The following is a 12,299-nucleotide window of genomic DNA, read 5'->3' as shown; positions in this document are numbered from 1 at the left end:
AATATTCTTATGAGAGTCAATTACAAACTAAAGATATATCAATAAGATTTATGCGATATCAGATTTGCCCTCGTCCCTTTGGTGTCATGCCAAAAGGCCATCTCAGAATATGTTTTGAACACGTCAGGCGGCAAGAGAGTGGCACGGGTTTGAAGCTCAACCTTTCCTCGCACGGAGTGGAGCCCTTCAACCCCCACATCACGGTCAAATACTGCATCTTCAAAAGCAACTTTGTTAACGTCATGCTTAAAGGGCGATTCCTCAAGAAAGTCATAAACCAACGAAAGGCATTTTTCAGGATGTTTGGCAAGTAATTCATAATCCACCAGTAAAAGCCGATCTGAGAGAGGGCCGTAATAGGCTTCCTTCAACGCCGCCCAAGCGCTGCCTATAACACCAGAATGAGCCATTAAACTTTCCGCTCTGCTGTAGATGTTGCCGCGAGTTTTTCCCGAATAGACACGGCTATAATCCAGAGGATGATTGCGATAAAGGGTTTCGAAACTGTCCACGATCCAAGCGGGGTTCCGCACACAAACGATCATTTTAAACTCACCCCATAGCATCTCAAGCTGATGCATCCGCGCTGTCCAGGATCGATTGGTATCAAAAATTACGGTCTCCCCTTGATGTTCTGCATAATAAGCCTTGAACAAAGCTTCACAAAGAGCCCTGCGCTTGTCCTGATCAAAAAACCGATAAAATTCACTCCCTGCTCCGATCTGTTCAAGCATCCCATTCATCAATGCGGCAACAGGACTGCTGATAGACGCATGAAACCTTGGGTTTTGGCGCAGCAAGGCTGCTAGAAGTGTAGAGCCTGAACGCGGCAGGCCCGAAATGAAATGTAATGTCTGATCCATGATGGCCTCCCCAACCGGTTGGTAACAGCATAGTACCCTATGGGGCCTAAGGAAAGAGAGCAAGAGCAAAATACAGGATCACGCTTCGGTCCCGGCTCCTCCCCTTTGGGATACAGTCCCTCTTCGACATTCTTACGACAGTATTGTTATGAGTGACGTTGATGAGGTGTTGCGGGGGCCAGATTTAGGTGCGCCTACATTTTATGTAGGCTTCCTGACCTTGTCGCTGTTACGCGAGACGATGTCTCGCTGCTCCTGCGGTTGAACCTACGACCTTCAGGTTATGAGCCTGATAAGTATATATTTAACTACTTGATATCATAGTATATAATAAACTTTATAAATATAATGTGATATAAAGTGTGATAATCAGTGACCAAGCACATTATCTCCTCGATTAAATCCAACTTCTTTAGAAGAACAACATTTTCAGAGGGTTACTTGTATCACTCTGGTTGCAATCATTGTATTCCTTAGATCTTGAAATGTTCACACCGTACTATGTTGACCTCATTCTATGAAAAAAAATGGAAATCCACCAAGATACTTTAAACTAGAGACTGTGCTATTTAACATAGATTATCATCTTGACCCACACCCAGTCTACTTAATAGTGTATAGTAATTACTTAGCTTCACACAGTCAAATTAATCTCAATGCTTCTGGCTTTCGTATATTTTTCTGGATAATACTAGAATGGCTCTTTCCCAACAAACGTTCATCATATCAGCACAGGGGACGAGCGGTGATATCTATCCCCTAATTGGAATTGGTAAGGAGCTTTCCGCCAGAGGCGCGCACATCATCTTTTTAAGTAACGATCGTTTTTGCGACCTTGTGAAAGCAGAAGGTTTTGAACATGTTAGCACCGGCACAGTAGACAATCACAATAAGTTAATCAGAGATGAGAGGTTTTGGATGTTTGGCAAAGGTGCAGGGCAAATTACATGGCCTATTCTAGGGCGTTCGTCATTGCGAACCTCATACAAATATGTAAAGTCGGTCCGTACAAAATTTGATAAGAAGCCTATTATCATGTGCTCAAACCCTTCACTTAATGGTGCAGTTTGGGCCGCAGAAAGTTTCGACTTGCCAGTTGTCCATTTCATTTTGTCTCCCATAGTCATATTATCTGCCCTATCGCCATCAGCCCCGACTAAATGGTTGATTCCAGCATGGCTACCTAGTGGTGAGAAGGCAAAATATTTCAAAAACGAGCTTAATAAGCAAGAACGACGGAAACTCATGAAACCTCACATAAGAGAGGCAAACCAATTGCGTAAGAAGCTGGGACTTTCATCTATAGGCAAAGCGTCAGTCGAAATGCACCTCAATCCTACTTTTCAACAAATAGCACTATTCCCCCCATGGTACGGTGAGCCCGCTGAAGATTGGCCAAAACAGCTTACGCTAACAAATTTCCCATTATTTAATGACGTAAAACCTAAAAGTAGAAGTTATGTCGATAAATTTATCGACAGTCATGGGGCTCCAATAATTTTTAGTTTTGGAACTGGCTATACTAATGTGACCTCTCTCATTCATATTGCATGGATAGTTAGTGACAAACTGAAGCTTCCCTGCATTTTTATTGGAGGAGATATTGAAGGCGTCAACATCGAGATTCCTAATAAGTGTCTGCATTTAAACTATGCTGATTTTGAGTATGTTTTTTCAAAATCACTGTTAGCTGTTCACCATGGAGGAATTGGAACAATGTCTCAAGCAATTCAGGCAGGCATTCCTCAGTTAATTAGACCTACTGCTTTCGATCAATTTGATAATGCCGACAAAATAAAAGCGCTCAATCTTGGTGACTATCTGCTGGAGAAAGAATTCACTATTGAACGGGTTGCATCCAAGATAGTCGCATTATTAGAATCAAAGAAAGTTGCTGAAGCCGCACACTACTATGCTATTCAAATTAGTAAGAACAATGGAATTAAAGAAAGCTGTGATTTGATCGAAAAGGGTCTTCCATCCAAGGACAACTAAAATATATAGGCCCAGAATATTATTTGCAGGATCAGTCCCAGTTTACACTAATTCTTCTACAGACGCAGATGCAGGACGGAGGACATCACCAACGAAACCACTATTTGTCAAATCGCTCATGATTTTCATGACAAGTATTGGATCATATCCATCAGCAACTGCTTTTTTCAAAATCTCATTGGGAGAGTATTTCCCACTATCTAGCATTGGGCCAATAATGGAAAAAATATCCATAGTAAATCCGAATATATCATTCCTTAATTTTATCGCTTCTCCTTCATTTTCAAAACGATAACTGCTACTTAGTGAGATAGGCGTTTTACTACTCAACATTTTTCGACTTTCGGCGAACGCCATTTCTCTCATTTTCTGAGCTAGGTCACTTGGATCTTTGAATTTTGCTGAGCTAAATACATAATAGCCATCCGGCCACTCTTTACTAGGAAGCGTCGGACTTACTAACCTAACAGTGCTATTAGGTAAATTAACTAAAAAGCCAGTAACACAAGCAATGGTACCTTCTTGCATATTATCAGATTTAGATTTCACTGGCCTTTTATTTTCACCGTTTTCATATGCCTTACCCGCATTCGATTTTGGAGTCAGGCTCTCAAAACCTTGCAAGACCAATTCGACACCTAACAATTCTTCAGGCGTAAATATATTGTGAATGCGTCTAAGAATAGGAGTAGTTAGAACAGAAAATCGATTGGGTACAAACTTAGACTTATCCCATAGTGACAAAACATTTCGGGTGAGCTCCTCATTTCTAAGAGGTATTGCTGTCGTTGTCTGAGGGATCACACCTGTAACTTGATAATAGGTTTCCAAAAATTTGACATAATCAGGGTGGTCTAGAGGCTCCGTTGCCCAATAACAAAATCCAGCTACCATCCCTCTCCCAATTACCGATTGAGTAGCCTCCAAAATTTCGCGCCAATGTTCAACACCAACTGCGTCAAGGGGAAAATGCCCGCCAAATTTTTTTGCGGAGATACCACAAAACCAACATCCAACACTACATCCATCTGACAATTCAAAGGCGACAGGTGGATGCGTTAATCCCCGAGCTGCCGCACCCACATCGAATGCTGTCCGAATCATTTGTTTTTGACGCCAATTATCAAAGTCTTCAGTGACCCCATCACTATCACCAGACCAAGCGTAGAAGGGCAGACTTGCAGTAAGAGTACCATGATACTCATCCCAAAGTGCTGTTAGCGTCCAAGTTTCAACAGTAGCATCTTTACGAAAGTGAGCAAATTCCTGATCGTAAACAGGCCTTAATGATTCAAGGTTTTCTAACTGAATACCTCTTTCTAGAGCCAGTGCATCGGTTGACTGGCTGCTATCAGACACGCTCTCCCTGAACTCTCTGTCCCCTACAAAACATTCCAAAAATCGCTTTATATGTGCGATTATATTTAGTTCGGTTTCAGTTTTTGACTCAAGATATTCTGTATAAGGTGACTTCATTAAAATTCTTTCCCATATAAGAAATAGCAGGACCGAGGCATCTTCAAGACTAGCTAAAATTATTGTGGGTACATTGGGTATGGACTTAACATTTGATCCATCACACTAATCATGCAAAATGCAATGATACAGGCACAAGCAATAATAATATCATGAGCACGGGTACAAACATTGGCAATGCAAGTTTATGGACATTATCTATCCCCACATATTTGTGAAGCAAAATAACAATACACACAGATACAACACCCGCTACAATCATTGCTATTCCCCCAGCAGTATTGGCTAGGTACCACACTTCTGAATTCTCTAATGTTTTATGTGTTCGGATTCCATACAATCCATTCGGTGCAACCAGCCCTAAGGCCAAAGGCACACCCAATATTGCAAATGCTGCAGAAATTACATGCGGCAGATAAATCAACCAGCGTAGATTTTCCATACAGTTATCTCAACAATTATTCGCTAGAGGAACCAGATACGGTCGTCACGACAGTTGCATATGCAATAGCTCCGACACCAACGGCTACACCAGTGTTTATTACCGCAGCAACCACAAGCACAGCACCTGCATATATAAACACATAAACTGCAACGACTGCTGCAATCACAGTAGTCCCTCCCGCAACGGCTTCCATTTCATCGGCAGTGAGTTCGCGCAATTCTCCAGTGTCAGGATTCCTATTATAGTAAGTGGTATCTTTTCCTGACAACGTTGATGGGAATTTTTCCACTAAATAATCTTCGATATCTTCTTCACTCATCCCAAAACCAATTTGGGAGGCACCCTCTACAAAAGAAGAAAGGTCAAATTTGTCCACGAGAATTTCATCAATTAGGGCAGGGTTTGCTTTGATTGCCTCACTAAGACCTTCCAATGTTTCAATACAATCCGTCATGATTGCCTCCATAACTTACTATTATTAGTTGCAATAAATCTACAAATAAGTTAAATCATATTCTAATATTAGTTTCAAGTGTATAATTCCTCTAATAAGAATATTATACACCATTGATGTATTTTATAGAGTTATTATTGTATTTATTATTTATAAATTGAATAATACTAATTAGAATTGTAAAATTTCACTATTCTGCATTTTTATGCAGGATTTAAGTGCTCTTGGGGAGTATTTATAAATCTATGATAGATCACTGTCTCTAACTACAGGAATAATGAAAATGTTTGATATTACATACAATAAGTTAGAAAATAGTACTTATAGAATATACTCAATTTTATATTAGCAATTAATTATTCCTCAAAAGAATTTGATTACATAGACCAATTATTTGAAAGTGGATTCCAATGTTCAGAAAACAAGTGATTGACGAGCAGCAAATCCGTTATCTAGGGACCCCCCTTACTCAGCTTCCAAATAGTGGCGCATATGTAGTTTATTTTCTTGTAGCAACTGTATTTGTAGCTTTGGCCTATGTATTCCAAGCAAATTATAGCCGAATTATTCGAGTCCACGGAACCATTTACCCCTCTACAGGCGTCTCAAACATAGTGCCAATACGGGAAGGTATAATTTCAAAAGTACATATCAAATTAGGGGATCAAGTTAAAGCTGGAGATATAATTGTTACTATCGCAACAGGCGAAGGTGGCATTTCAACTAAACGAAATAACGAAGCCATTGAACGATCCCTAAATCTACAAGCGCAATTAATAAGTGAACAAGAGAGTTCCCTCCTCGAATCTATGAAAATTGAAAACATGGAACTCACGTTTCGCAAAAAGAGGCTTGAAAAAAACCTATATCACCTACGTCAAAGATTGAAATTACACGAAACGTTAATGGAAAATGTCACAACTGACTTTACCAGAGCAACAAAAACATTTGAAGCCGGAAATATGAGTAAACGAGAACTAGAGAGTCGTCAAATGACTATGCTATCCGAGCGAATTGTTGTTGATCGTATAAAACAGGAACTTGATCTGAAAATTTTTGAACTGGCCGAATTCAATAAATTCATTAAAAGAAAGCAAGCTGAAAATCGTGGGCGCGTATCAAGTATTAAAGCTATCTATGAGCAATCCCAACAATCAATTGCCCAGCTTAAAGCGGATCAAGTTTACACATTAAGGGCACCAATCAATGGTAATGTTTCTGCACTCCACATAAAAAAAGGAGAGTTTGTCGCGCGGAATCAAATTATTTCGCAACTAGTAAAAACTCAAGCACAACTTGAAGCACAACTTACAATCTCTCCCGCAGCCATTGGATTTGTAAATAAAGGCCAACGTGTCAAATTAGCTATTGATGCTTTTCCTTATGAAAAATTTGGAACTTTAGATGGGACTATACGCTTTGTAAGCACAAGCATTAAAAATACTCACCTGCAAAACGGGTTCGCTATCCCGACCTTCAAAGCTGACGTCGAAATTGATGCAACATCAATCTTCGCCTATGGAACCGAATATAAGTTATTGCCTGGAATGACGGTAAACGCATGGATTATAGCTGAGAAGCAAACTTTCTATGAATGGCTTCTAGAACCCATTTTCGCTATTAGAAAACGATAGAGTATATCAATGTTAGATTTATCCATTTTTGGACAAAAACGCGTACAACTCGTAAAACAAACACAAATAACAGAATGCGGATTGGCCGTATTAGCCATGATCTCCAACTTTTATGGCACAAAAACAAACCTTGCGACGCTTAGGCAATCACTCAACCCCTCTCTTAGAGGATTGAGTATTAAGTCATTGCTCCAGCAAGGGGAAAAGATGGGGCTTCAAGGCCGAGCTGTCGAATCAACCTTCGATGGGCTCAAACAAATGATATTGCCTGCTGTTCTTCACTGGGATTTAAAGCACTTTGTAGTTCTTGAACGCATCAAGAAGAACAATTATCTGATCCATGACCCCGCATTAGGGTCTCGATGGCTAAGTGAGGAGACTATAGCTAAGCACTTCACTGGTGTTGCGGCAGAATTTCAACCAATACCACGACAATCTACACTAAAGCCAAAACTTAATTTTCGGCCTTGGAGCCTCATTAGGTCAATCAATGGTATATGGATATCGGCAGCACAAGTCATACTTTTAAGCCTTGTACTACAAGCTTATGTACTTGCGTCACCTTTTTACATGCAGGTAGCTGTCGACACGGTCCTTCCTTCTCTTGATTTTAATCTACTAAGCACTTTAGCTATAGGTTTTGTTATATTCACAACTATCCAATCTATCGCCCTATTTCTTAGATCTATGATTATGCTTCGTATTGGCGCAATTCTTGGAATTTCCATATCGGCCGATACAGGATTCAAGCTTCTTCGCTTGCCAATAACTTGGTTTGAAAAAAGACATACTGGTGACATTCTCTCTCGTTTTCAATCAATTGGCCCAATAAATCAGACATTAACTGAGGGGGCTGTAATTATTATAATCGATGGGCTATTAGCTCTGACAACAGTAATCTTAATGTTTTATTATAGTACAATTTTAGCGATGTTGAGCATTGCTTTTATGTCTCTGTACTTCCTAATCAAGTATTCTTTTTTATATTTTGAACGTAATGCTACAGAAGATTCTATTGTTGATGCAGCTATAGAGCAAACTGAGATGATAGAGAATGTTGAAGGCATTCAAACTCTTAGAGTTTTCGGCTCTGAAGCGGGCCAGCATGCTTCATGGCTCCATAAGCTAACAAACTCCTTCAATTCCAACATCATTCTTCAGAGAATAAAAAATATTCAGGAAGCTATTTATAGTCTTCTATTTGGTTTAGAAAATATAGTAATTATATACTTAGCAATAGAAATCATTTTAGATGCAGGCGGATTCAGCTTGGGTATGTTGTTTGCCTATACAGCATATAAAAATAGCTTCATCAACAGCTCCGGGAGATTGGTTGACCAATTTGTAGCTTATCGAATGCTAACGCTTCATTTCGACCGAGTTGCTGACATCGCTTTGACATCAGAGGACGAATGTTTCTCTGAGGACGACTACCAATCTGAAAATTTAAAAGAAAGCATAGTGCTAAAAGATCTTTACTTCAGGTATTCTGATTACGACCCATTTATCCTAGCTGGAATTAATTTGCGTATAAGGAAGGGAGAGCATATTGCTATCACTGGCCCTTCTGGTGGCGGGAAGACTACTATTGCAAAATTGCTCTTGGGGTTATTAGAACCTACCCAGGGAGGAATATTGATTGATGGAATAATACTAAAGCAATTTGGCATTAGAAATCTACAAAGGCAAAGTGGCGCTGTTCTTCAGGATGGCGGATTTTTTCATGGAAGCATTGCTCAATCAATTGCACTATTTGATGAAACATTGGACATGGAGCGCGTGGAAAGTGCGGCTTTGAAAGCTGGCCTACAAGACGAAGTTATGAAAATGCCAATGAAATACTTCACGCCAATTGGGAAATTTGGCTCTGCTCTTTCAGGAGGGCAAAGGCAAAGGTTATTAATAGCTCGTGCGATATACCGATCTCCCAATATCTTAATAATGGATGAAGCCACATCACACTTGGACTACGAAACCGAGCGTAAAATTATTCACGCAATCAAAGAGCTCAAAGTGACTCGAATTACAATTGCACATAGAATAGATACTATTATGGCAGCCGATAGAGTATTTCAGACACAGGCTGGGCGGCTAGTCGAAGTAAACAAACATGAATACATGCAAAACTATTTAAAGAATTACACTACATAATACTTATAAAAAACAAAACTCTTGAGAGGGAGTTCCGTAAAAAGCATGTCCACGAAAATAAGGTCTCTCATCAATCAATATTAATTTTATGCTAGTTAACAGTCTATGCTGAATATTCTTTGAAGCCAAAAGATCGCAATACTATCTGGATGAATCCGCCACACCATAAAGGTACAGCCTTTGGTTTATGAGCCTGATAAGTATATATTTAACTATATGTTTTTATTATATATTTTAATTTTAAAAATTTACGTGATACATAATGTGATGATCATGAACAATTCCTCAAAACAGTTTTACTAACCTATGAAGACTTAAAAGGCTTTTATAATGAACGTTAAAGGGAATGATTGAGCCTTTCCCCTGCTTCCGCATTGCTACCGTGGTGTTCGGATCTGTAGCCCTTCTAAAACGACAAAACCCGTTAACTTATTGAGTTAACGGGCCTTAGTTGACGTCGTTATACTCCGTCCGCTTCGCGACGTTTGCGGTGTCAGATTTACCGTTTGCGGTCGCTCTGCGATCCTCACGTTGCCGCCGTTCGCTTGCTCACTTTGGCCGAACTGGCACACTAGCCTTTCCTGCTAGCGTGCACAGTTAAAAGCTGTGTCCTCGTAACAAAGTTAAAGGCCCGAGGCACTGAGTGCCTTGGGCCTTTAATTGGTTGCGGGGGCCAGATTTGAACTGACGACCTTCAGGTTATGAGCCTGACGAGCTACCGGGCTGCTCCACCCCGCGTCGGTATAGTTAAGGGATAACCCTGGATAATCCTGAATACTCCCTGGGAGCTTATTTTCGGCTTTGAGTGTTCAAAGCTTTGCGGCGCGCCCTGCCGCGGTAGATAATTTTATACCCAGACTGGTTTATAAAAAGCAAAAACCAGCCTTTGGCTGGTTTAAATGGACTTTATTGTGATAAATTATAAGGATAAGACTGATATGAAGATCTGGCGGCGACCTACTCTTCCGCGGCTTAAGCCGAAGTACCATCGGCGCGATGCCCTTTCACTTCCGAGTTCGGGATGGGATCGGGTGGGACAGGCATGCTATGACCACCAGATCATCATATAAGTCTTATAAGTTTTCGAGAAAGTTGATTAAAGTTCTTTTGTGTAATGATTCTTATCATTGGCTATGGGGAATTCTCAAGCCTATCGAGCAATTAGTACCAGTAAGCTTCACGTATTGCTACGCTTCCACACCTGGCCTATCAACGTGGTGGTCTTCCACGGCTCTCAAGGGATACCTTATCTTGAGGGGGGCTTCCCGCTTAGATGCTTTCAGCGGTTATCCCTTCCGTACATAGCTACCCTGCAATGCTGCTGGCGCAACAACAGGTCCACCAGAGGTACGTCCACCCCGGTCCTCTCGTACTAGGGGCAGCTCCTCTCAAGTATCCTACGCCCACGGCAGATAGGGACCGAACTGTCTCACGACGTTCTAAACCCAGCTCACGTACCTCTTTAAATGGCGAACAGCCATACCCTTGGGACCTGCTCCAGCCCCAGGATGAGATGAGCCGACATCGAGGTGCCAAACACTGCCGTCGATATGAGCTCTTGGGCAGTATCAGCCTGTTATCCCCGGCGTACCTTTTATCCGTTGAGCGATGGCCCTTCCACGCAGAACCACCGGATCACTATGACCGACTTTCGTCTCTGTTCGACCTGTCAGTCTCACAGTCAGGCAGGCTTATGCCATTGCACTCAACGAGCGATGTCCGTCCGCTCTGAGCCTACCTTCGCGCGCCTCCGTTACCATTTAGGAGGCGACCGCCCCAGTCAAACTACCCGCCACAGTGGGTCCCAGGCCCAGGTTCATGGGCCGTGGTTAGATATCAGAGACAACAAGGGTGGTATTTCAAGGGTTGGCTCCACAAGAACTGGCGTTCCTGCTTCAAAGCCTCCCACCTATGCTACACATATTGTCCCTAATACCACACTGAAGCTGTAGTAAAGGTGCACGGGGTCTTTCCGTCTAACCGCGGGTACTCCGCATCTTCACGGAGAATTCAATTTCGCTGAGTCTCTGCTGGAGACAGTGGGGAAGTCGTTACGCCATTCGTGCAGGTCGGAACTTACCCGACAAGGAATTTCGCTACCTTAGGACCGTTATAGTTACGGCCGCCGTTTACCGGGGCTTCAATTCGCGGCTCTCACCACTCCTCTTAACCTTCCGGCACCGGGCAGGCGTCAGACCCTATACGTCGTCTTGCGACTTCGCAGAGCCCTGTGTTTTTAGTAAACAGTCGCCACCCCCTCTTTTGTGCCCCCTCATAAAAGTTGCCTTCTACAAGGGCCTCCTTATCGCGAACTTACGGAGGTAATTTGCCGAGTTCCTTCAGCAGAGTTCTCTCAAGCGCCTTGGTATGCTCTACCAGTCCACCTGTGTTGGTTTAGGGTACGGTCATTATTGTGGGGCTATTTCCAGGGACAACTTCACGGCCCTTCCAATCCAATAAGGAAGAACAATTTACGTCATCCGTCACATCCCACAAGGTACAGGAATATTAACCTGTTTCCCATCGACTACGCCTTTCGGCCTCGCCTTAGGGGCCGACTAACCCTGCGCAGATTAGCTTTACGCAGGAACCCTTGGACTTTCGGCGAGAGTGTCTCTCACACTCTTTATCGCTACTCATGTCAGCATTCTCACTTCTGATATCTCCAGCATGGCTCGCGCCACACCTTCACAGACTTACAGAACGCTCCGCTACCACTCAATCTAATGATTGAATCCACAGCTTCGGTACATATCTTTAGCCCCGGTACATCTTCGCCGCAAGACAGCTTAATTAGACCAGTGAGCTGTTACGCTTTCTTTAAATGATGGCTGCTTCTAAGCCAACATCCTGGTTGTTATGGCCGTCTCACATGCTTTCCCACTTAGATATGATTTAGGGACCTTAGCTGGTGGTCAGGGCTGTTTCCCTCTCGACTATGGACCTTAGCATCCACAGTCTGTCTCCCGGATATTACTTAACGGTATTCGGAGTTTGGTTAGAATTGGTAAGGCTCGCGCCCCCCGCATCCATCCAGTGCTCTACCCCCGTTAGTATTCATCCGAGGCACTACCTAAATAGTTTTCGCGGAGAACCAGCTATCTCCCGGCTTGATTGGCCTTTCACCCCTAGACACAAGTCATCCCGACCTTTTTCAACAGGTGTGGGTTCGGACCTCCAGTGCATGTTACTGCACCTTCATCCTGCTCATATCTAGATCGCCGGGTTTCGGGTCTAATGCATCGTACTCAGTCGCCCTATTCAGACTCGCTTTCGCTACG

At 42.4% G+C, this 12,299-nt stretch carries 7 protein-coding genes, 1 tRNA gene and 2 rRNA genes (1 of these 10 only partly in view); 3 read left to right on the top strand and 7 right to left on the bottom strand.

Annotated elements, in window-relative coordinates; genetic code table 11:
- Positions 1 to 38 precede the first annotated feature (38 nt).
- Positions 39 to 863 (bottom strand): sulfotransferase, encoded by an 825-nt coding sequence (locus QGN29_RS07475; RefSeq protein WP_310797224.1) that lies wholly within the window; start codon positions 861 to 863, stop codon positions 39 to 41.
- Between the two features lie 696 nt (positions 864 to 1,559).
- Here QGN29_RS07475 and QGN29_RS07470 point away from each other — a divergent pair.
- Positions 1,560 to 2,858 (top strand): glycosyltransferase, encoded by a 1,299-nt coding sequence (locus QGN29_RS07470; RefSeq protein WP_310797223.1) that lies wholly within the window; start codon positions 1,560 to 1,562, stop codon positions 2,856 to 2,858.
- Between the two features lie 42 nt (positions 2,859 to 2,900).
- On the opposite strand, the gene QGN29_RS07465 is transcribed toward QGN29_RS07470, so the two are convergent.
- The 3 genes from QGN29_RS07465 to QGN29_RS07455 form a co-directional block, all read right to left on the bottom strand.
- Positions 2,901 to 4,217: a radical SAM family RiPP maturation amino acid epimerase gene (locus tag QGN29_RS07465; RefSeq protein WP_375164591.1), complete on the bottom strand. Its 1,317-nt coding sequence runs from the start codon at positions 4,215 to 4,217 to the stop codon at positions 2,901 to 2,903.
- Between the two features lie 226 nt (positions 4,218 to 4,443).
- Positions 4,444 to 4,776 (bottom strand): SdpI family protein, encoded by a 333-nt coding sequence (locus QGN29_RS07460; RefSeq protein ID WP_310797221.1) that lies wholly within the window; start codon positions 4,774 to 4,776, stop codon positions 4,444 to 4,446.
- Between the two features lie 16 nt (positions 4,777 to 4,792).
- The gene (locus tag QGN29_RS07455) at positions 4,793 to 5,233 is read right to left on the bottom strand and encodes a hypothetical protein (RefSeq protein WP_310797220.1); all 441 of its coding nucleotides are present in this window, start codon (positions 5,231 to 5,233) and stop codon (positions 4,793 to 4,795) included.
- 410 nt (positions 5,234 to 5,643) lie between these two features.
- Between QGN29_RS07455 and QGN29_RS07450 the strand changes: the two genes are divergently transcribed.
- Positions 5,644 to 6,867 carry an HlyD family secretion protein gene (locus QGN29_RS07450; protein WP_310797219.1) on the top strand — a complete coding sequence of 408 codons (1,224 nt, stop codon included), beginning with the start codon at positions 5,644 to 5,646 and terminating at the stop codon, positions 6,865 to 6,867.
- A gap of 9 nt (positions 6,868 to 6,876) precedes the next feature.
- A complete protein-coding gene (locus QGN29_RS07445; RefSeq protein WP_310797218.1) occupies positions 6,877 to 9,018 on the top strand; it encodes a peptidase domain-containing ABC transporter in 2,142 nt (713 codons plus the stop codon).
- A 661-nt stretch (positions 9,019 to 9,679) separates the two neighbouring features.
- Here QGN29_RS07445 and QGN29_RS07440 read toward each other — a convergent pair.
- The 3 genes from QGN29_RS07440 to QGN29_RS07430 all read right to left on the bottom strand — a co-directional run.
- A tRNA-Met gene (locus QGN29_RS07440) sits at positions 9,680 to 9,756 on the bottom strand.
- Between the two features lie 206 nt (positions 9,757 to 9,962).
- Positions 9,963 to 10,077 (bottom strand): 5S ribosomal RNA (rrf, locus tag QGN29_RS07435).
- Between the two features lie 81 nt (positions 10,078 to 10,158).
- A 23S ribosomal RNA gene (locus QGN29_RS07430) occupies positions 10,159 to 12,299 on the bottom strand; it runs 606 nt beyond the window's last position.

It is taken from the genome of Temperatibacter marinus, from assembly GCF_031598375.1.
GTDB classification, from domain to species: Bacteria; Pseudomonadota; Alphaproteobacteria; order Sphingomonadales; family Kordiimonadaceae; genus Temperatibacter; species Temperatibacter marinus.
This window is presented reverse-complemented; position numbering and strand designations above follow the sequence as displayed.

Excerpts from the sequence above, each read along its gene's own strand:
- QGN29_RS07460 (WP_310797221.1), bottom strand. The coding sequence starts at position 4,776 with ATGGAAAATCTACGCTGGTTGATTTATCTGCCGCATGTAATTTCTGCA.
- QGN29_RS07470 (WP_310797223.1), top strand. The coding sequence starts at position 1,560 with ATGGCTCTTTCCCAACAAACGTTCATCATATCAGCACAGGGGACGAGC.
- QGN29_RS07455 (WP_310797220.1), bottom strand. The coding sequence starts at position 5,233 with ATGACGGATTGTATTGAAACATTGGAAGGTCTTAGTGAGGCAATCAAA.
- QGN29_RS07475 (WP_310797224.1), bottom strand. The coding sequence starts at position 863 with ATGGATCAGACATTACATTTCATTTCGGGCCTGCCGCGTTCAGGCTCT.
- QGN29_RS07445 (WP_310797218.1), top strand. The coding sequence starts at position 6,877 with ATGTTAGATTTATCCATTTTTGGACAAAAACGCGTACAACTCGTAAAA.
- QGN29_RS07450 (WP_310797219.1), top strand. The coding sequence starts at position 5,644 with ATGTTCAGAAAACAAGTGATTGACGAGCAGCAAATCCGTTATCTAGGG.